A 20,090-nucleotide genomic window follows, 5' to 3' on the forward strand; every position below is an offset into this window, starting at 1 on the left:
ACCTCACGCAACCACGGTTCTACCTCACGCAACCACGGTTCTACCTCACGCAACCACGGTTCTACCTCACGCAACCACGGTTCTACCTCACGCAACCACGGTTCTACCTCACGCGACCACGGTTCTACCTCACGCGACCAGGGTTCTACCTCGCGCGACCGCGGTTCTACCTCGGCGGGACGGCGGCCGCGAGGGCGTCGAGGAGTGCGGGCACGCCGCCGACCACGGAGCGGGCGTCGATCCCGGCGGCGCGGGCGACGTCGGCGACGCGGGCCGAGCGGCCACCGACCGCGCACAGGACGAGCACCGGCCGGTCCGTCGGGAGGTCCGCGAGCGCCGCGGTGGGATCGCTCGTCAGGAACGTCCCGCTCGGCACGAGGGTCGACCCGGGGAGGGGGCGCACCTGCGCCTCCCACTCCTCGCGCACGTCGAGCAGGTACGGCGCCGCGCCGTCGTCGCCCAGCAGGGCCGCGGCGTCGTGGGCGGTGACGTCGCGCTCGGTCGGGAGGTGCGCCGGACCCGACGGCGCCGTGCTCGCGCGGTCCGGGGTGAGTGCCCTCGAGGGGACGAGGCCGCAGAACGCGGCGTAGGCGTCGTCGCCGGGCAGGAGCTCGGTGACGGGCTCGCGCGTCGGGTCGGCGCGCACGGTGAGCTGGCGCCAGGAGAGGTCGAGCGCGTCGTAGACGGCGAGGCGCCCGAGCAGCGTCGTGCCGGCGCCGGTGACGAGCTTGATCGCCTCCGTCGCCATGACGGAGCCGACGGTCCCGCACATCGCGCCAAGCACGCCGCCGGTCGCGCAGTCGGGCGCGGCGCCCGGTGGCGGCGGGACGGGGAACACGTCGCGGTACGTGACGCCCTGCGCGCTCCGGTCGCCCGGCCCCGCGCCCGCGGGCGCCGTGGCCCCCGCGGGCGCGGCGTCGTCCGGCGCCGCGAACCGCGGTGCGCCCCAGAAGACGCTGACCTGGCCCTGGAAGCGGTAGATCGAGCCCCAGACCACGGGCAGGCCGAGGACCTCGGCCGCGTCGGAGACGAGGTAGCGCGTCGGGAAGTTGTCGGCGCCGTCGAGGACGACGTCGTAGCCGCGCAGGACGTCGAGCGCGTTCTCCGCGTCGAGCCGCACCGCGTGCTCGACGACGCGCACGTGCGGGTTGACGTCGGCGATCGCGTCACGCGCGGAGTCGACCTTGCGGCGCCCGACGTCGGGGCCGCCGTGGATCACCTGGCGCTGGAGATTGGAGGTGTCGACGACGTCGTCGTCGACGATGCCGATCGTGCCCACGCCGGCGGCGGCGAGGTAGAGCAGCGCGGGGCTGCCGAGGCCGCCGGCGCCGACGACGAGCACGCGCGCGGCCGCGAGCCGGCGCTGGCCCTCGGTGCCGACGCCCGGCAGGGCGAGGTGGCGCGCGTACCGCTCGAGCTCCGGCGTCGAGAGCTCGGGACCGGGCGCGACGAGGGGCGCGAGCCGCGTCGTCATGCCGCGTACTGCTCCTCCAGGCCGGCGAGCTTCGCCTCGGCCTCGGCGTGCACCTTCTTCTCGAGGATGAACGACATGACCGGGACGACGCCCGCGAACACCATGGTCGCGAGGCGCCCCCAACCCCAGCGCATCTTGGTCCAGAGGTCGAGCACGGTGACGAGGTAGACCACGTAGATCCAGCCGTGCGCGAAGGGGATCCAGGAGACGTACCGCATGATCCCGTCCACGTCGACGAACCGGCCGACCCCGTACTTGACGAGCATCTCGACGCACAGGATCAGCAGCATCACGCCGGTGATGATCGCGAGGACCCGGTAACGGGCGAGCGCACCGCGCGCCTTGCGGATCGCGGTGCGCGCGGCCTGCGCGCTGGGGGCCGCCGCGTCGGCGGGTGCGACGGCGGGCGCATCGGTGGGGGTGGCCGGGTCCTGCGTGGTCATGGGAGAGGTCCTCGTTCCGGGCGAGACGGCCGCGGCGGTCCCTGCCGCGCGCGGTGGCGTGTGACGCGGTCGCAGGTTAAAGCGTCGCCGCGTGTCGGGCGCCGAACCTAGGGTAGAACACCGTGCGACCCCTCCCCCTTCCCGACCCGGGAACCCCCGACCTGCGCGGACCGACGCGCTACCTGCTCTGGCTGGCCAGGCGCCAGTGGACCGTGCTCACCGTCTCGGTGCTGCTCGGTCTGGCCAACTTCGCGTGCCAGGCGTTCCAGCCGTACATGCTCGGCCGCGCGCTCGACGAGGGGCTCGCGGAGGGGTTCGGTCCGGAGCTGTGGCGCTGGGCGGGGCTCCTGCTCGCGCTGGGCCTGGGGATCGTCGTCACGGGCGTGACGCAGCACCGGTTCGACATCGCGAACTGGCTGCGCTCCGCGCTCACCACGTCCCAGCTCGTGGGCGACGTCACCGCGCGCTCGGGCGACGCGATCACGGAGGAGCTGCCCACGGGCGAGGTCGTGTCGACGGTCGCGAGCGACGCCATGCGCGTCGGCCAGCTGTTCTCGACGATGGGACAGTTCCTCGGCGCGCTCGGGGCGTACGTCGTGGTGGCCGTGATCATGCTGTCGACGTCGCTGCAGCTCGGGCTCGTCGTCGTGCTGGGCCTGCCGGTGGTCGCGGCCGTGCTCGCACTGCTCGTCAAGCCGCTCCAGCAGCGCCAGGCCGCGCAGCGCGAGGCGCAGGGCCGGCTGACGACGCTCGGCGCCGACACCGTCTCCGGCCTGCGCATCCTGCGCGGCATCGGCGGCGAGGGCGTCTTCGTCGGCCGCTACGCGCGGCAGTCGCAGAAGGTGCGCGAGGCCGGCGTGAAGGTCGCGCACACGCAGGCCACGCTCGACGCGCTCCAGGTGCTCCTGCCCGGTCTCCTCGTCGTGCTCGTCGTCTACCTCGGCGCGACGGCGGCGCTGGCCGGCGCCATCACGCCCGGGCAGCTCGTCGCGTTCTACGGGTACGCGGCGTTCCTCGGCTGGCCGCTCCAGGTCGCGACGCAGATGCTCAACATCGCCACGCGCGCGCACGTCGCGTCGCGCAAGATCGTGCGCGTCCTCGCGGTCGAGCCCGCCGCGGGCGCGACCCCGGCGACCGCGCCCATGCCGCCCGAGGGTAGCCCCCTCGTCGACGAGACGAGCGGGCTCGTCCTCGAACCGGGCCGCGTCGTCGCGCTCGTCTCCGCGGACCCCGACGCGTCGGCGGCCGTCGCGACGCGCCTGGGCCGGTTCGACGACGCCGCGGAGGCCGCCACGCCCGTGCGGCTCGGTGGGACGCTCCTCGCCGACCTGGACAAGCACGCGCTCCGGCGCCGGATCGTGGTCGCCGAGGCGACGCCGCAGCTCTTCTCCGGCGCGCTGCGCGACGAGCTCGACCCGCGAGGTTCCGCGACCGAGGCCGACGTGCTCGCCGCCGTCACGGTCGCCGACGCGCACGACGTTCTCGACTCCGTCCCCGGCGGCCTCGCGGGCGAGCTGCCCGAGAAGGGCCGGTCGCTCTCGGGCGGTCAGCGCCAGCGCGTCGCGCTCGCGCGCGCCCTGCTCACCGAGCCCGAGGTCCTCGTGCTCGTCGAGCCGACGAGCGCCGTCGACGCCCACACCGAGGCGCGGATCGCCGCGCGCCTCGCCGACGCGCGGCGCGGGCGCACGACGCTCGTCGTCACCGCGTCACCGCTCGTGCTCGAGCACGTCGACGAGGTCCTGCTCCTCGAGGACGGCCGGGTCACCGCGCGCGGCACGCACCGCGACCTCGTCGACCGTGCGCACTCCGCCGCGACCACGCCGGACGACGACGCGGCCCGCTACCTGCGCGTCGTCGGACGATCGCTCGACGACACCTCCGATCTCGTCCGCACCGCACCCGAAGGAGGCCAGGCATGAGGCTCCCCGTCGCCGACGGCCCCGCCGTCCGCGCCGCCGCCGGGCGGCTCTTCGCCCGCCACCGCGGCACGTTCGTGCTCATCGCCGTGCTGCACACGCTGGCCGCCGTCGCGGGGCTGATCGGGCCGTGGCTGCTCGGGCGCCTCGTCGACGCCGTCACCGAGGGCACGACGTCGTCCTACGTGACGACCGTCGTCGCCGTCGGCGCGGGGGCGGTCGTCGCGCAGGCCGTGCTGCGCAGGTACGCGCAGCGCCTGTCGATGGTGTTCGGCGAGACGGTGTTCGCCGAGCTGCGCGAGGACCTCGTCGAGACGGTGACCTCGCTCCCGCTGTCCACGGTCGAGCGAGCCGGCACGGGCGACCTCGTCGCGCGCACGACCAACGACGTCGACCGGATCCAGCACGCGGTGCGGTTCGGCGTGCCGCAGCTTCTCGTGGCGGTCGTGACGCTCGTCCTCACCGTGGTGGCGTCGGTCGTCGTCGCGCCGCTCGTCGCCCTCGCGCTGTTCGTCGGCGTCCCGCTGCTCGTCGTCGTCTCGCGGTGGTACCTCAAGCGCGCGTCGGCCGGGTACCAGCGCGAGGCCGCCGCCTACGCGACGCTCAACGGCACCATCACGGAGAGCGTCGAGGGCGCGCGCACGGTCGACGCGCTCTCGCTCACCGAGCGGCGCAAGGCCCGCGTGCGCGCCGACCTCGCGGAGGCGTTCCAGGCCGAGAGGTACACGCTCGGGCTGCGCACCGTGCTCTTCCCGGGGATCGACCTCGCGATCGCGATCGCCCCCGTCGCGGCGCTCGTGTGGGGCGCGTGGCTGATGTCGCAGGGCCAGACGACGCTCGGCGCCGTCGCGACGGTGACCACCTACGCGTTCCAGCTCGCCGGGCCGGTGTGGAACCTCATCTTCTGGCTCGACGAGATCCAGGTCGCCGCGGCGTCCTACGCCCGGATCGTCGGCGTCTCGCAGGTGCCGGGCGACCGGGCCGCGACGGGCGACGTGCCCGACGGCGACCGGCTCGTCGCGCGCGACGTCGAGTACGCCTACCGCGAGGGCCACCCCGTGCTGCACGGCGTCTCGCTCGACCTCGATCCGGGCGAGCGGCTCGCCGTCGTCGGCCCGTCCGGCGCAGGCAAGTCGACCCTCGGCCGCATGCTCGCGGGCATCCACCCGCCCACGGCCGGGTCCGTCCGCTCCGGCGGCGTGCGGCTCGTCGACCTGCCGCTCGAGGACCTGCGGCGCGAGGTCGCGCTCGTCACGCAGGAGCACCACGTGTTCGTCGGCACGCTCGCGGACAACCTGCGCCTCGCGAAGGTCGACGCGAGCGAGGCCGAGCTGCTCGACGCGCTCGACGCCGTCGACGCGCGCGGGTGGGCCGAGTCCCTGCCCGAGGGGCTGGAGACGACGGTCGGGTCGGGCGGGCACGTGCTCACCCCGGCGCAGGCGCAGCAGGTCGCGCTCGCGCGGCTCGTGCTGCTCGACCCGCACACGCTCGTGCTCGACGAGGCGACGTCGCTGCTCGACCCGCGCGCGGCCCGCCACCTCGAGCGCTCGCTCGACGCCGTGCTCGCCGGCCGCACGGTCGTCGCGATCGCGCACCGCCTGCACACCGCGCACGACGCCGACCGCGTCGCCGTGGTCGACGGCGGTCGGATCAGCGAGATCGGCCCGCACGACGAGCTCGTCGCCGCGGGCGGCGACTACGCGAGGCTCTGGCACTCCTGGCAGCAGGAGTAGAGCCGGTCGGTGCCAAGATGGTGCCGATGCCTGGAACGACGAGCGCCACCCCGCACGACCTCCCGACCCTCCCAAGTCCCTGGCGGGCCCGGGTCCCCGGCTACGCCGACGTCGATGCGCTCGTCCGGCTGCGGCGCCTCGACGAGCTCCAGGGGACGGGCTCGACGCACGTCGACCCCGCCGGGATCGAGTCCGAGGTCGCGGGGATGGCCTCGTGGACGCGGCGCCAGCTCGTCGCCGTCGGGACGGACGACGTCCCGCGGGCCTGGATCACCGTGCAAGACCGCGCCGCGGGGCGCGCGACGGTCTGGGGCTACTTCGACCGCGACGTGCCCGAGGTCGACGCGATCGCGGACGCGTTCTACCGCTGGGCGGAGCGCGCGGCGGTGGCGATGGCACGCCTGCGCGGCGTCACGGCGACGCGTCTCGACGAGAGCCCGTTCGCCGACGACACGCGCCAGGCCGGGTGGCTGACCCGGGCCGGGTACGCGAGACGGCGCAGCTGGCTGCACATGACGCGCCCGGTCGTCGCGGAGGAGGCCGCGCTCGCGCCGCGCGCGGGGGTCACGGTGCGCCCGGTCGAGCGGCACGAGAACGGCATGCCCGTCGCGGCCGACCTCCAGGTCGTGCACCAGATGCTGGAGACGTCCTTCCAGGACCACTTCAACTCCTACCGGGAGAGCTTCTCGGAGTTCGTGCAGCGGCTCCGTGAGGACCCTGGTCACAGCTGGGACCACTGGTGGCTCGCGTACGTGGAGACCGACGACGGCGACCACGTGCCCGCGGGCACGGTGGTGTGCTCGTCCCTCGCCGCGCCCGAGGGCGGGGCCCGCGGCACCTACGTCGAGTACATCGGGGTGACCCGCGCCGCCCGCGGCCGCGGGGTGGCGAAGTCGCTGCTCGCGACGGTGATCGCGGACGCGGCGCGGGACGGTCGCGACCGCGTGGCGCTCGAGGTCGACGCGGACTCCCCGACCAGCGCGGACCAGCTCTACCGCTCGCTCGGCTGGGAGACGGACTACGTCACCGAGTCGTGGTTCAAGGACCTCGACCTCGACGACTGACGCACCGCTCCGGAGCCGGGGGGCACCGCTCGACCGCCGAGGGCCCGGGGACCGGGTGCCGCTGCTCAGTCGCCGGGAAGCCCGGCGATCCCGGCGTCCTCGCCGCGCGCGCGGCGCTTGCCGCCGGCGGCCTCGTCGCGCACGAGGCGGATCCAGAGGAGCACCGCGAAGCCGCCGAACACCCACCACTGGAGCGCATAGAAGAGGTTCTGCAGGTTGAGGCCCGTGCCGCCCTCGATCGTCGGGCGCGGGAGCTGCGCCGGCCCGCCCTCGGCCGCCGACGGCTGCTCCGGGTCGGAGGTGAGGAGCACGAGGTAGCCCGAGTACATCGGCCCACCCCACTCGTTGACGAGCGCCCCGGTGGAGATGGCGTCGGTCAGCCCGGGGGCCGAGCCGCCCTGGCCCGCCGCCTCGGAAGCCTGCAGGTAGCCCGTGAGCCGCACGACGCCGTCGGGCGGGTCGAGAGCGGCGCTCTGCTCGGGCGTCGCGACCCAGCCGCGGACCACGGGCAGCACGGGCGCGCCCGAGAGGTCGGCCCACGACGCCCCCTGCGTCCCGTCGTCGGTCACGTGCAGCGGCGTGAGGACGAGGTAGCCCACCCGGCCGTCGAGCGCGCGGTTCTCCACGAGCAGCTGACCCTCCGGGTCGTACTCCCCCTCGACCCACGCCTGCCGGCCGACGAGCTCGCCGGGGAAGGAGGACTGCGGCGGGAGCAGCACGCCGACGCCCTGCGGCCCCGCGGCCTCGAGCTCCGCGGCCTCCTGCTGCGCCGCGAGCTCGGCACGCTGCTGCGCGCGGTCGAGCTGCCAGACGCCGAGCCGTGCGCACACGGCCGCGGCCAGGAGGAAGAGCACGAGCAGGCCGACCACACGGGGCTGGCGGGCGACCGCCCAGAACGAACGCGGGGCGGTGGGCTCGGGCACGCCCCCACGGTATCCGGGGCCCGGGCAACTCCCCGAATCCGCGGGCCCGGGCGGGCGAACGTCACACCGGTGCCGGGGCACGCTCCGGTGGCCGGCGGTGACCGACGTCCCGGGCACCCGCCGCGGCGCCCGGGACCTTCGACCCTTTGTGCCCCCGCGGACGCACGTCACACCGTCCCCCGCCGTCACGGACCGTGCAGGGCCTCGGTCGATGCGGTTGTATGAAGCCGTAGTCGTTCACGAACCCTTCCCCCTGCAGGAGCGTGAGATGAGCACGACCACCGCCACCGAGTCCACCGCCTGGCGACCCGCCGAGGTCGCCCCGCTCGACGACGACACCGTGCGTCGCGTCGACGCCTGGTGGCGCGCGGCGAACTACCTGTCCGTCGGGCAGATCTACCTGCTCGACAACCCGCTGCTGCGCACGCCGCTGGACCGCGAGCACGTCAAGCCGCGCCTGCTGGGTCACTGGGGCACGACGCCCGGCCTCAACTTCCTCTACGCCCACCTCAACCGCGCGATCGCGCAGCGCCGGCAGTCGACGATCTACGTCGCCGGTCCGGGGCACGGCGGCCCGGGTCTGGTGGCGAACGCGTACCTCGAGGGCACGTACTCCGAGTACTACTCGGACGTCACGCAGGACACCGAGGGCCTGCGCCGGCTGTTCCGCCAGTTCTCCTTCCCCGGCGGCATCCCGAGCCACGTCGCACCCGAGACGCCCGGCTCGATCCACGAGGGCGGCGAGCTCGGCTACGCGCTCTCCCACGCGTACGGCGCCGCGTTCGACAACCCCGACCTGCTGGTCGCCGCGGTCGTGGGCGACGGCGAGGCGGAGACGGGCCCGCTCGCGACGAGCTGGCACTCCAACAAGTTCGTCAACGCGCGCAACGACGGCGTCGTGCTGCCGATCCTGCACCTCAACGGGTACAAGATCGCCAACCCGACCGTGCTCGCACGCATCAGCGACGACGAGCTGCGCGACCTCATGGTCGGCTACGGCCACACGCCCTACTTCTTCACGGGCGGGTTCGACGGCGAGGACCACTTCGAGGTGCACCGGCGCTTCGCGCAGCTCCTCGACGAGGTGCTCAACCACATCGCGCAGATCAAGGCCGACGCCGCGGCGGGGAACGACGAGCGCCCCGCCTGGCCGATGATCGTGTTCCGCACGCCCAAGGGCTGGACGTGCCCTCCCGTCATCGACGGCAAGAAGACCGAGGACTCGTGGCGCGCCCACCAGGTGCCGCTCGCGAGCGCGCGGGACACCCCGGAGCACCTCGACGTGCTGCGCGGCTGGCTCGAGTCGTACCGGGCAGACGAGCTGTTCGACGAGGACGGCCGCCTGCTCGACGACGTCGCGGCGCTCGCGCCCGAGGGCACGCTGCGCATGAGCGACAACCCCCACGCCAACGGCGGGCTGCTGCTCAAGGACCTGCGGCTCCCGGACTTCCGCGACTACGCCGTGGACGTCACGGGTCCGGGCAGCGCCGTCGCCGAGTCGACGCGCGTCCTCGGGCAGTGGCTCACCGACGTCGTGCGGCTGAACCCGGACAACTTCCGGATCTTCGGGCCCGACGAGACCGCGTCGAACCGGCTCCAGGCGGTCTACGAGGTCACCGACAAGCAGTGGAACGCCGACTTCTTCGGCCCCGACGTCGACGAGCACCTCGCCCGCGCGGGCCGGGTCATGGAGATGCTCTCGGAGCACCAGTGCCAGGGCTGGCTCGAGGGCTACCTGCTCACGGGGCGCCACGGCCTGTTCACGAGCTACGAGGCCTTCATCCACATCGTCGACTCGATGTTCAACCAGCACGCGAAGTGGCTCAAGGTCACCAACCACATCCCGTGGCGGCGGCCGATCGCGAGCCTCAACTACCTGCTGTCGAGCCACGTGTGGCGCCAGGACCACAACGGTTTCAGCCACCAGGACCCGGGCTTCATCGACCACGTCGTGAACAAGAAGGCCGAGATCGTCCGCGTGTACCTGCCGCCGGACGCCAACACCCTGCTCTCGACCTACGACCACTGCCTGCGCTCGCGCCAGTACGTCAACGTCGTCGTGGCGGGCAAGCAGCCGGCGCCGCAGTTCCTGTCCATGGAGCAGGCGATCGCGCACTGCACGCGCGGGCTCGGCATCTGGGAGTGGGCCGGCACCGAGGTCGAGGGCGAGGACCCGGACGTCGTCCTGGGCTCCGCGGGCGACGTGCCGACGCTCGAGGTGCTCGCCGCCGCCGACATCCTGCGCCGGCGCATCCCCGACCTCAAGGTCCGGGTCGTCAACGTCGTGGACCTCATGCGGCTCCAGGACGAGAACGAGCACCCGCACGGGCTCTCGGACAAGGACTTCGACACGCTCTTCACCGCCGACAAGCCCGTGATCTTCAACTACCACGGGTACCCGTGGCTGATCCACCGCCTCACGTACCGCCGCACCAACCACGCGAACATCCACGTGCGCGGCTACAAGGAGGAGGGCACGACCACCACCCCGTTCGACATGGCCATGCTCAACGACATCGACCGCTACCACCTGGTGATCGACGTCATCGACCGTGTGCCGTCCCTGCGCTCGACCTACGCGGGCCTGCGCCAGGAGATGGTCGACGCGCGGCTGGCGGCCCGCCAGTACACCCGGTCGCACGGGGAGGACATCCCCGAGGTGCGCGACTGGGTGTGGCCGGACGTCGGCGAGACGGCGACCGAGGAGGGTGGCCCGCAGTACAACGGCGCGAGCGCCGCCGTGCAGGACACCGGAGGAGACAACGAGTGAGCGACACCGCTCGCAGCATCTACATCACCTCGCCCGAGGGCGAGACGGGCAAGTCCACGATCGCGCTGGGGGTCCTCGACCTGCTGGTCCGCAAGGTCCAGCGGGTCGGGGTCTTCCGGCCGGTCACCCGGGCCGCGGGCCCGGACGTGCAGGACTACGTGCTCGAGCTCCTGCTCGCGCACGACGGCGTGGACGTCACCGCCGAGCAGGCGATCGGCGTCACGTACGAGGACGTCCACGCCGACCCCGAGGGCGCGCTGTCGCAGATCGTGGCGCGCTACCACGAGGTCGCGCGCCAATGCGACTTCGTCGTGGTCGTCGGGACGGACTACACCGACGTCGCCGGGCCGACCGAGCTGTCGTTCAACGCGCGCGTCGCGGCGAACCTCGGCGCGCCGGTCCTCCTCGTCGTCTCCGGCAAGGGCCGGACGCCCGACGCCGTGGGCAACCTCATCGAGGTGAGCGTCGCCGAGCTGCGCTCCCAGCACGCGCAGCCCATCGGCGTCGTCGCGAACCGCGTCCAGCCCGACGACCTCGACGCGGTGCGCGCGCTCCTCGGGTCCCTGGGGCCCGACGGCGAGCCGCTCGCCCGGGCGGGGACGTCGTCGGGCCCGACGGCGGAGCCCGCCCCGGGCGCGCGGCTGCCGGGCTGGGCGGTGCCCGAGGACCCGTTCCTCGACGCGCCCACGGTGCGCGCCCTCATGGAGGCCGTGGGCGGGACGCTCGCGTTCGGCGAGGAGGAGCTCCTGGGTCGCGAGGCGACCGACCTGCTCGTCGGGGCGATGTCGTTCGAGCACCTGCTCGACCGGCTCACCGACGGCGCCGTCGTCATCACGCCCGGCGACCGGGTGGACATCCTCATCGGTCTGCTCGCCGCCCACTCGGCGTCGGGCTTCCCGTCCCTCGCGGGCGTCATCCTCAACGGCGGGTTCTTCCCGCCCGAGTCGACCGCGCGCCTCGTGGCCGACCTCGACCCGAGCCTGCCGATCATCCGCACCGACCTCGGGACGTTCCGCTCGGCGAGCGCCGCCGCGAGCGCGCGGGGCCGCGTGACCAAGGAGTCGCAGCGCAAGGTCGACACCGCGCTCGCGCTGTTCGAGCAGAGCGTCGACGGCGCGGCGCTCCTGGCGGGGCTCGACGTGCCCCGGCCGGAGGTCGTCACGCCGCTCATGTTCGAGTACGAGCTGCTGTCCCGCGCCCGCGCGGACCGCAAGCACGTCGTGCTGCCCGAGGGCGACGACGACCGCATCCTGCGCGCCGCGTCCACGCTGCTCGGCCGCCAGGTCGCGGAGCTGACGATCCTCGGCGAGGAGCAGAAGGTCCGCGCCCGCGCGGCCGAGCTCGGCCTCGACATCGACGCCGCGCACGTCGTCAGCCCGCACGACCCGGAGCTCGTCGAGCGGTTCGCCGCGGAGTACCAGCGCCTGCGCGCGCACAAGGGCATGACCCTGGAGGAGGCGCGCGAGCGCGTCCAGGACGTGTCGTACTTCGGCACGATGATGGTCCACCTCGGCCTCGCCGACGGCATGGTCTCGGGCGCCAAGCACACGACCGCGCACACGATCAAGCCGTCGTTCGAGATCATCAAGACCCAGCCCGGCGTGTCCGTCGTCTCGTCGGTGTTCCTCATGTGCCTCCAGGACCGGGTGCTCGTCTACGGCGACTGCGCGGTCATCCCGGACCCGACCGCGGAGCAGCTCGCGGACATCGCGATCTCCTCGGCGGCGACGGCTCAGCAGTTCGGCGTCGACCAGCGGGTCGCGATGCTGTCGTACTCGACCGGCGAGTCCGGCTCGGGGGCCGACGTGGACAAGGTCCGGCGCGGCACGGCGCTCGTCCGCGAGCGCCGCCCCGACCTGTTCGTCGAGGGCCCGATCCAGTACGACGCCGCCGTGGACGCGTCCGTCGCGGCGTCGAAGATGCCGGGCTCGGACGTCGCGGGGCGCGCGACGGTGTTCATCTTCCCGGACCTCAACACGGGCAACAACACCTACAAGGCCGTGCAGCGCTCGGCGGGCGCCGTCGCGGTCGGCCCCGTGCTCCAGGGCCTCAACAAGCCGGTGAACGACCTCTCGCGCGGCGCGCTCGTGCAGGACATCGTCAACACCGTCGCGATCACCGCGATCCAGGCGCAGGCCCCGGCCGGCGTGCCCGCGCCGTCCTCGACCTCCGACTCCGGTCCTGACTCCCAGGGAGCCACCCCATGACGATCCTGCCCGAGGGCGAGCGCCCCAACCCCTACAGCGCGTACGGGGCGCACGGGTCCGTGCTCGTCATGAACTCGGGGTCGTCCTCGCTCAAGTACCAGCTCGTCAACCCCGTCGGCGGCGAGGCGATCGCGGCGGGCACGATCGAGCGCATCGGCGAGGACACCGGCATCATCAAGCACCGGTTCGCGGGGAACACGACGACGCGCGAGGAGCCGGTCGCCGACCACGGCGTCGCCCTGCGCATCGCGCTGAGCCTGTTCGACGAGGTCGGTCCGACGCTCGCCGACGCGGACGTCTACGCGGTGGGCCACCGCGTGGTGCACGGAGGCGCGGTCTTCTCAGCGCCGGTCCTCGTGGACGACGAGGTCGTCCGCCAGATCTCCGAGCTCTCGCCGCTGGCTCCTCTGCACAACCCGCCGAACGTCAAGGGCATCGAGGTCGCGCGCGAGCTGCTGCCCGACGTGCCGCACGTCGCGGTGTTCGACACGGCGTTCTTCTCCACGCTGCCGGACGCCGCGTCGACGTACGCGCTCGACCGCGAGGTCGCGCAGGCGCACGGGGTGCGCCGGTACGGCTTCCACGGCACGAGCCACCAGTACGTGTCGGGCAAGGTCGCGCGCGTCCTCGGGCGCCGGATCGAGGGCCTCAACACGATCGTGCTGCACCTCGGCAACGGCGCGTCCGCCTCGGCGGTCCGCGGCGGGGTCGCGGTCGACACGTCGATGGGCATGACCCCGCTCGAGGGCCTCGTCATGGGCACCCGCACGGGCGACATCGACGCGGCCGTCGTGTTCCACCTCGCGCGCAACGCGGGCATGAGCATCGACGAGATCGACGTCCTGTTCAACAAGCGCTCGGGCGTCAAGGGCCTGTCCGGGGTCAACGACTTCCGCGAGCTGCGCCGGCTCATCGACGCCGGCGACGAGGACGCGCGCCAGGCGTTCGAGGTCTACATCCACCGGCTGCGCAAGTACGTCGGCGCCTACCACGCGGTGCTCGGCCGGGTCGACGTCCTCGCGTTCACCGCGGGAGTGGGCGAGAACGACGCCGACGTGCGCGCCGCCGTCGTCGAGGGCCTCGAACCCCTCGGCCTCGCGGTCGACCCGGAGCGCAACGCCGTGCGCTCCGGCGAGCCGCGCGTCATCTCGCCCGACTGGACGAGCACGCTCGTCATGGTCGTGCCCACGATGGAGGAGCTCGCAATCGCGCGTCAGTCGGTCGAGGTCGTCGAGGCGGCGTCGCGCGCCTCGTAGGTGGGATGCTCGGTCGGTGACCGTCCTCATCGACCCGCCGGCGTGGCCCGCGCACGGGACGCTGTTCAGCCATCTCGTGTCGGACTCCTCCCTGGCGGAGCTGCACGCGTTCGCGGCCTCGATCGGCGTGAGCCGCCGCGCGTTCGACCTCGACCACTACGACGTCGCCGCCGAGCGGTACGACCTCGCGGTCGCGGCCGGCGCGGTCCCCGTGGGCGGGCGCGAGCTCGCCCGACGGCTCGGGTCGTCCGGGCTGCGCGTCCCCGGCCGGGCGCGGCGCGCGGCGAAGGCCGACGCGCTGCTCGCCCGCTGGGACGCGCTGCTCCCCGGCGCCCGCGAGGTCGGGATCGAGCTCGTCGAGCGCTGGCACGAGCCGCACCGCGTCTACCACGGGCCCGAGCACCTGGTGCACGCGCTCGACTCGCTCGCCCTCCTGGAGGGGCGCCCGCCCGGAGTGCCCGACGACGTCGGGCCCGGGCGTGCGGGGAGCGGCACGGCGGCGGGCAGCGGCCCGGGCGACGCGCCGGGGAGCACCGCGGCCACCCAGCTCGCCCTGTGGTTCCACGACGCGGTGCACGACGGCGAGGCGGGCCGGGACGAGGAACGGTCCGCCGACCTGGCGGACGCCCGGCTCACAGGCCATCTCGACGCCGCGACCGTCGCGGAGGTCGTCCGGCTCGTGCTCGTGACGACCGACCACTCCCCCGCGACGGGCGACGTGCCGGGCGCGCTCGTGTCCGACGCCGACCTCGCGATCCTCGGCTCCGCGCCGGACCGGTACGCGCGGTACGTCCGGCAGGTCCGCGCCGAGTACGCGCACGTGCCCGACGACGCCTTCCGCACCGGGCGGGCTGCCGTCCTGCGCGGCCTGCTCGCAGGCGGTGCGCTCTTCCGCACCCCGCAGGGCGCAGCGCTGTGGGAGGACCGGGCCCGCACGAACCTCGCCGACGAGCTCGCCGAGCTCGCCTGACCAGGCTCCCCCAACGCCGATCATGGGGTTGTCGCCCGTCCCGGCCGGCAGACGGGCCACAACCCCATGGTCGACGGGTCACCACCGCATGGTCGGCGCTAGGGTCGGGATGTGACCGACGATCCGGTGCCGCCCGCCTCCGCCTTTCTCCTGTCAGACGAGTCCCCGTCGGCGCCGTCCTCCGGTCGATCGCCGCGGCGGCGCCCGCGGTGGTCGCGGCGTCGGCGCGCGACGGTCTGGGTCGCCGCCGGTCTGGCGGTGCTCGTGCTCGCACCCTTCGTCGTCGTGCAGGGCACGGGGCGGGCGCACGTCGCCGACCCGGCCGACGTGCCGACGAGCGACGCGATCGTCGTCCCGGGGGCGGGGCTGCGACCCGACGGGTCGCCGTCGACGTACCTGCGGCGTCGGCTCGACGCGGCGGCGGAGCTCTACGACAGGGGCGTCGCGCCGGTCGTCCTCGTGAGCGGCGACGCGCACGACGCCTACGACGAGCCCGGCTCGATGCGCGCGTGGCTGCTCGACCGGGGCGTGCCGGACGACGCGATCCTGCTGGACCGCGAGGGCTTCGACACGCACGCGACGTGCACGCGCGCGGTGTCGGAGTTCGGCGTCGGCACGGCGGTGGTCGTCACGCAGGGCTACCACCTGCCGCGCACGCTCTTCTCGTGCCGCGTCGCGGGCCTCGACGCCGTCGGGATCGGGGTCAGCGCGGCGAGCGTGGAGCCCTGGAAGGCCGTGCTCTACCGCGTCCGCGAGGTCCCCGCGGCGACGAAAGCCGTCCTCGACGCCGTGCGCCGCTGAGACGGGCGGCCCCGGGCGACCCGCTCCGACCGGTCGGTCGGGTCGGCCGGGCCGACGTCAGGGCAGCCGCAGCCGACGCATGACGTCGAGCGCGGACGTGAGCACCTTGCTGGGGAGCTCGCCGCCGACCTCGTAGAGCGCGTCGAGCGTGAGTCCCTGGTTGGCACCGCGCTGCACGGCGACCGTCTGCGCCTCGGTGAGCGCCTCGATCCCCTCGCGCCCGTGCCGCCGCCCCAGCCCGGAGGCCTTGAACCCGCCCATCGGCGCGCCGACGGAGCCCCAGGCGGCGGAGTACCCGTCGTTGACGTTGACCGTGCCCGCCTCCACGCGCGCCGCGATCCGGCGGCCCCGCGCGACGTCCCGCGTCCACACGCTCGCGTTGAGCCCGAACTCCGTGTCGTTCATGACGCGCACGGCCTCGTCGTCGCTCGCGACGCGGCGCACGGACACGACCGGGCCGAACGTCTCCTCGCGAGCGCACGCCGCGTCGTCGGGCACGTCGTCCAGCACCGTGGGCGCGTAGAACCACGGGCCGATGTCGGCCCGGTGCACGCCGCCCGCGAGGACGCGCGCGCCCCTCGCGATGGCGTCCTCGACGTGCGCGACGACGCGGTCGAGCTGCGCCCGCGACGTGAGCGACCCCATGTCGGCGGAGTAGTCCAGTCCCGCGCCGAGGCGCATCTCGCGGACGAGCGGCACGAACTCGTCGAGGAAGGCGTCCGCGACGTCCTCGTGCAGCACGAGCCGCTCGATCGAGACGCAGAGCTGACCGGAGTTGGAGAAGCACGCGCGGACCGCGCCGCGCGCCGCGGCACGCACGTCGGCGTCCGCCGCGACGTAGAGAGGGTTCTTGCCGCCGAGCTCGAGCGTCGCGCCGATGAGCCGCTCCCCCGCGCGCGCCGCCACCTTGCGCCCCGTCGCCGTCGAGCCGGTGAACGCGATGTGGTCCACGTGGTCGGTCACCGCGGCGCCGACGTCCCCGCCACCCGCGACGACGAGGAACAGGTCGGCGGGCAGCCCCGCCTCCTCGAGCAGCTCGGCGCCCCACAGCGCGGTGAGCGTCGTCTGCGGGTCCGGCTTGAGCACGACGGCGTTGCCCGCCACGAGCGCCGGAACGGCCTCCGCGAACGCGAGCGTCAGCGGGTAGTTCCACGGGGCGATGACGCCGACGACTCCCACGGGGCGACGGTGCACGCGCGTGCCGGTCAGCACGGGCAGCATGCCGGGCGCACGGCGGGCGGCGAGGTAGCGGGGCCCTCGCCGGGCGTAGTGGCGCGTGAGGATCGCGACGTCGGCGACCTCCTCGAACGCGCTGCGCCGCGACTTGCCGGACTCCATCTGGATGAGGTCGAGGCCGTCGGACTGCCGCGCGAGCACGAGCTCGCCGAACCGGCGCAGCACGGCCGCGCGCTCCCGCACCGGGAGCGCCGCCCAGGCCGGCTGCGCGGTGCGTGCCCGCTCGACCGCTCGCGCCACGTCGTCCACGGACGACACGGGGAGCGCCGCGAGCGGAGCGCCCGTGAAGGGCAGGACGGAGCGGCGCATCCCCGCCTCGTTGCTGGTGACGACGCGCTGCGCGAGGGGGGCGACGACGTCCGGCTCGAGCACGTACGTCGCCGCAGGGTTCTCGGGGTCGATCAGGCCGTCCAGCGCGGCGCGCTCGCCGGGTCCGGTGCCGGGGGTGCCGGATGAGCTCGTCATGGGGACAGGCTACGTCGTCGGACCGACAGGGCCCGAGACGGGGAGCTCCCAGGTCGTGAGCACGGGGCGGAAGCCCTGACGGGCCCAGAAGGGCGCCGAGAGCGGGTTGAGGACCCCGTGGTGCAGCAGGACGACCGCCTCGGGCCCGACCTGCTCCCGCACCCGCGCGAGGGCGGCGTCGACGAGCGCGCGGCCGACCCCGGCGCCGCGCGCGGCGCCCGTCACGTGCAGTAGCACGAGGTAGGCGACCGGCCCCGTCGTGACCGTCCCGGCGACCGCCCCCGACCGCTCCGGCGGCTCGACCGCGACGACGCCCAGCACCTCCTCGCCCCGGTCCGCGGACCCGCCCCCGCGGGCGTCGGCACGGGCCGCCGTCGCGACGAGGAACGTCGTCGCCGGGTTCGCCACCGCGCCGGCGACCTGGGTCTCGAGGTGCTCCCGGGCTCCGGGCCGCACCCGGGCCGCGCCCACGAGCTCGTCGTACGCGAGCTCGGCGAGCTGGTGCTCGACGAGCGTCGGGAGGTCGTCGGGCGTCGCGTCGCGCACGACCACGCCCGCCGGGCCGTGCCCTGCCGCGCCGGTGGCCGTCCCACGGCGCGCGGCGAGGTGCACGGTCGGGCGCATGGCGTGCGCGGCCAGGGACGCGACCGCCCCGACGTCGCGGCTCGGCCAGAGCAGCACCATCCCGTGCTCCCGCGGAGCGGGTCCCACCTGGCGCACGCCGTCACCGTCGGGCGGGGTGCCCGGGTCGTGCCGGACGTGCTCCGACCAGGTCGAGAGGAGCGCCGCCACCGCGCCCGGGACGTCCGGGCCCGCCGCTCGGGCGCGCAGCCGGTGCTCGCGCAGCGGGCGGAACAGTGCGGCCGAGGAGCCGGGGCCGACGTCGCCGACCGTGGCGAGACCCACGGCCCTCGACCCGTCGGGGAGCCGGACGGCCAGCAGGTGCTCGTCGCCCGGCCCGGCACCCAGGTCCGGGACGGCGACGAGCGGGTCGAGCGCGCCGACCCGCGCCCGGTGCTCGGCCTCGAGCGCCGCGAGGTCGTCGGCGTCCGGTGCCCAGGCCCGGCGGGGCGTCATCGCCCGGCGTCGCGCGCGTCCGGCGCGCCGAGCGCTCGGCCGAGGACGACGCACTCCTGGTCGGTGTAGCCGAGGCGATCGTAGAAGCCGCGGACGGCCTCGTTGGTCGAGCGCACCATCAGGCGCACCGCCCGCGCGCCCTGCGCGGCGAGCCACGCCTCCGCCGCGACGACCGCGGCGCGCCCCGTGCCGTGGCCCTGGAGACGCGGGTCGACGGCCACGTAGTAGAGCCAGCCGCGGTGCCCGTCGACGCCGGCCATCGCCGACGCGACGACCTCGCCCGCGCGGACCGCGCCGCGGGCTCCCGACACCGCCGCGGGGACGTCGCGCGCCGCGCGGCCGACGAGCACCGTCGAGGTCTCCCCCAGACGCGCGTCCGCGATGTCGCGGTACGGGTCGTTCCACGGCCGGGTGAGCCCGCACGTGCGCCACAGCGCGACGACGGCCTCGACGTCGTCGTCCGCGACCTCCGCGAAGACGACGTCCGCGTCCGTCGCCGCACGGCCGTCGTCGGACACCCCGTCCGGCACCGCGCCGGGTTCGCCGTCTCCTGCGCCGGTCAGCCGGGGCCCGTCCGCGACCCGTCCCGTCACGGCGCGGCTCAGCGGGGCTGGTACGGCGAGACGACGACCTCGACGCGCTGGAACTCCTTGAGGTCGGAGTACCCCGTCGTCGCCATCGCGCGACGCAGCGCGCCGACGAGGTTGAGCGTGCCGTCCGCCTGGCGCCCCGGCCCGAAGAGGATCTCCTCCAGCGTGCCGGCCGTGCCCACGCGCACGCGCTCGCCGCGCGGGAGCTGCGCGTGGTGCGCCTCCGAGCCCCAGTGCCAGCCCTGGCCCGGCGCCTCCTCGGCGCGCGCGAGCGCCGCGCCGAGCATCACGGCGTCCGCGCCGCACGCGACGGCCTTGACGAGGTCGCCCGAGCGGCCGACGCCGCCGTCGGCGATGACGTGCACGTAGCGGCCGCCCGACTCGTCGAGGTAGTCACGGCGCGCGGCCGCGACGTCCGCGACCGCCGTCGCCATAGGCGCGTGGATGCCGAGCGAGACGCGCGTGGTGTGCGCCGCGCCGCCGCCGAAGCCGACGAGGACCCCCGCGGCACCGGTGCGCATGAGGTGCAGCGCCGCGGTGTACGTGGACGCTCCGCCGACCACGACCGGGACGTCGAGCTCGTAGATGAACCGCTTGAGGTTGAGCGGCTCCGCGACGCCCGAGACGTGCTCGGCCGAGACGGTCGTCCCGCGGATGACGAAGAGGTCGACACCCGCGTCGACGACCGTCTGGTAGTGCTCCTGGGTGCGCTGCGGCGACAGGGCGCCCGCGACCGTGACGCCCGCGGCGCGGATCTCCTTGAGGCGCTGCGTGATGAGGTCGGGCTTGATCGGCTCGGCGTAGATCTCCTGCATGCGCCGCGTGGCCTCGACCGGCTCGAGCGTCGCGATCTCCTCCAGGAGGGCGGTGGGGTCGTCGTAACGCGTCCACAGGCCTTCGAGGTCGAGCACGCCGAGGCCGCCGTGGTGGCCGAGCGCGACGGCGGTCGCCGGGCTCATCACCGAGTCCATCGGCGCCGCGAGGATCGGCAGCTCGAAGTGGTACGCGTCGATCTGCCAGCCGACCGACACCTCCTCCGGGTCGCGCGTGCGCCGGGAGGGCACGACCGCGACGTCGTCGAAGGAGAACGCGCGCCGACCGCGCTTGCCACGTCCGATCTCGATCTCGTTGCTCACCGGGCCAGCCTACCGGCGGGCCGTACCGG

Annotated in this window: 15 protein-coding genes; 8 read left to right on the top strand and 7 right to left on the bottom strand. The window is 74.5% G+C overall.

The window, feature by feature from the left end; all coding sequences use genetic code 11:
- Positions 1 to 166 precede the first annotated feature (166 nt).
- Together JN535_RS17485 and JN535_RS17490 are read right to left on the bottom strand one after the other, a co-directional pair.
- Positions 167 to 1,474: a ThiF family adenylyltransferase gene (locus JN535_RS17485; protein ID WP_205207102.1), complete on the bottom strand. Its 1,308-nt coding sequence runs from the start codon at positions 1,472 to 1,474 to the stop codon at positions 167 to 169.
- The gene (locus JN535_RS17490; RefSeq protein WP_205207104.1) at positions 1,471 to 1,917 is read right to left on the bottom strand and encodes a DUF3817 domain-containing protein; all 447 of its coding nucleotides are present in this window, start codon (positions 1,915 to 1,917) and stop codon (positions 1,471 to 1,473) included. The genes JN535_RS17485 and JN535_RS17490 overlap by 4 nt, the downstream gene beginning before the upstream one ends.
- A 122-nt stretch (positions 1,918 to 2,039) precedes the next feature.
- On the opposite strand from JN535_RS17490, the gene JN535_RS17495 reads away from it, so the two are divergent.
- Genes JN535_RS17495 through JN535_RS17505 form a run of 3 tightly spaced genes read left to right on the top strand, consistent with a single transcriptional unit; the run spans position 2,040 to position 6,630 of the window.
- Complete coding sequence (locus JN535_RS17495; RefSeq protein ID WP_205207106.1) at positions 2,040 to 3,836, top strand: ABC transporter transmembrane domain-containing protein; 1,797 nt, start codon at positions 2,040 to 2,042, stop codon at positions 3,834 to 3,836.
- Positions 3,833 to 5,566 (top strand): ABC transporter ATP-binding protein, encoded by a 1,734-nt coding sequence (locus tag JN535_RS17500; protein WP_205207108.1) that lies wholly within the window; start codon positions 3,833 to 3,835, stop codon positions 5,564 to 5,566. The genes JN535_RS17495 and JN535_RS17500 overlap by 4 nt, the downstream gene beginning before the upstream one ends.
- Positions 5,567 to 5,592: 26 nt before the next feature.
- Entirely contained in the window at positions 5,593 to 6,630 is a 1,038-nt protein-coding gene (locus JN535_RS17505; protein WP_205207110.1) for a GNAT family N-acetyltransferase, read from the top strand.
- Positions 6,631 to 6,695: 65 nt separating this feature from the next.
- Here JN535_RS17505 and JN535_RS17510 read toward each other — a convergent pair whose 3' ends face one another.
- On the bottom strand, positions 6,696 to 7,553 hold the full coding sequence (locus JN535_RS17510) for an SURF1 family protein (RefSeq protein WP_205207112.1): 858 nt from the start codon (positions 7,551 to 7,553) through the stop codon (positions 6,696 to 6,698).
- 268 nt (positions 7,554 to 7,821) lie between these two features.
- Here JN535_RS17510 and JN535_RS17515 point away from each other — a divergent pair, with 268 nt between their 5' ends.
- From JN535_RS17515 to JN535_RS20965, 5 genes are all read left to right on the top strand, one after another.
- Positions 7,822 to 10,323: a phosphoketolase family protein gene (locus JN535_RS17515; protein WP_205207114.1), complete on the top strand. Its 2,502-nt coding sequence runs from the start codon at positions 7,822 to 7,824 to the stop codon at positions 10,321 to 10,323.
- Positions 10,320 to 12,530 carry a phosphate acetyltransferase gene (gene pta / locus JN535_RS17520; RefSeq protein ID WP_205207116.1) on the top strand — a complete coding sequence of 737 codons (2,211 nt, stop codon included), beginning with the start codon at positions 10,320 to 10,322 and terminating at the stop codon, positions 12,528 to 12,530. The genes JN535_RS17515 and pta overlap by 4 nt, the downstream gene beginning before the upstream one ends.
- Entirely contained in the window at positions 12,527 to 13,786 is a 1,260-nt protein-coding gene (locus JN535_RS17525) for an acetate/propionate family kinase (protein WP_205207117.1), read from the top strand. Before pta ends, JN535_RS17525 begins: the two co-directional genes overlap by 4 nt.
- A gap of 16 nt (positions 13,787 to 13,802) precedes the next feature.
- On the top strand, positions 13,803 to 14,756 hold the full coding sequence (locus tag JN535_RS17530) for a DUF4031 domain-containing protein (RefSeq protein WP_205207119.1): 954 nt from the start codon (positions 13,803 to 13,805) through the stop codon (positions 14,754 to 14,756).
- Positions 14,757 to 15,020: 264 nt separating this feature from the next.
- Positions 15,021 to 15,557 (top strand): SanA/YdcF family protein, encoded by a 537-nt coding sequence (locus JN535_RS20965; protein WP_307868907.1) that lies wholly within the window; start codon positions 15,021 to 15,023, stop codon positions 15,555 to 15,557.
- 57 nt (positions 15,558 to 15,614) lie between these two features.
- On the opposite strand, the gene JN535_RS17540 is transcribed toward JN535_RS20965, so the two are convergent.
- Genes JN535_RS17540 through JN535_RS17555 form a run of 4 tightly spaced genes read right to left on the bottom strand, consistent with a single transcriptional unit; the run spans position 15,615 to position 20,061 of the window.
- Entirely contained in the window at positions 15,615 to 17,258 is a 1,644-nt protein-coding gene (locus JN535_RS17540; protein WP_205207121.1) for a succinic semialdehyde dehydrogenase, read from the bottom strand.
- 9 nt (positions 17,259 to 17,267) lie between these two features.
- Entirely contained in the window at positions 17,268 to 18,335 is a 1,068-nt protein-coding gene (locus tag JN535_RS17545; RefSeq protein WP_205207123.1) for a GNAT family N-acetyltransferase, read from the bottom strand.
- Positions 18,332 to 18,928: a GNAT family acetyltransferase gene (locus JN535_RS17550; RefSeq protein ID WP_307868908.1), complete on the bottom strand. Its 597-nt coding sequence runs from the start codon at positions 18,926 to 18,928 to the stop codon at positions 18,332 to 18,334. The genes JN535_RS17545 and JN535_RS17550 overlap by 4 nt, the downstream gene beginning before the upstream one ends.
- A gap of 8 nt (positions 18,929 to 18,936) precedes the next feature.
- On the bottom strand, positions 18,937 to 20,061 hold the full coding sequence (locus JN535_RS17555; protein ID WP_205207125.1) for a GuaB3 family IMP dehydrogenase-related protein: 1,125 nt from the start codon (positions 20,059 to 20,061) through the stop codon (positions 18,937 to 18,939).
- Between the last annotated feature and the right edge of the window lie 29 nt (positions 20,062 to 20,090).

The sequence above is a fragment of the Cellulosimicrobium cellulans genome (assembly GCF_016921195.1).
Lineage (GTDB): Bacteria > Actinomycetota > Actinomycetes > Actinomycetales > Cellulomonadaceae > Cellulosimicrobium > Cellulosimicrobium cellulans_F.

What these genes read in the sequence shown, in the direction of transcription:
- JN535_RS17500 (WP_205207108.1), top strand. Translation starts at nt 3,833, where the DNA reads ATGAGGCTCCCCGTCGCCGACGGCCCCGCCGTCCGCGCCGCCGCCGGG.
- JN535_RS17505 (WP_205207110.1), top strand. Translation starts at nt 5,593, where the DNA reads ATGCCTGGAACGACGAGCGCCACCCCGCACGACCTCCCGACCCTCCCA.
- JN535_RS17545 (WP_205207123.1), bottom strand. Translation starts at nt 18,335, where the DNA reads ATGACGCCCCGCCGGGCCTGGGCACCGGACGCCGACGACCTCGCGGCG.
- JN535_RS17490 (WP_205207104.1), bottom strand. Translation starts at nt 1,917, where the DNA reads ATGACCACGCAGGACCCGGCCACCCCCACCGATGCGCCCGCCGTCGCA.
- JN535_RS17515 (WP_205207114.1), top strand. Translation starts at nt 7,822, where the DNA reads ATGAGCACGACCACCGCCACCGAGTCCACCGCCTGGCGACCCGCCGAG.
- JN535_RS17540 (WP_205207121.1), bottom strand. Translation starts at nt 17,258, where the DNA reads ATGACGAGCTCATCCGGCACCCCCGGCACCGGACCCGGCGAGCGCGCC.
- JN535_RS17525 (WP_205207117.1), top strand. Translation starts at nt 12,527, where the DNA reads ATGACGATCCTGCCCGAGGGCGAGCGCCCCAACCCCTACAGCGCGTAC.
- JN535_RS17485 (WP_205207102.1), bottom strand. Translation starts at nt 1,474, where the DNA reads ATGACGACGCGGCTCGCGCCCCTCGTCGCGCCCGGTCCCGAGCTCTCG.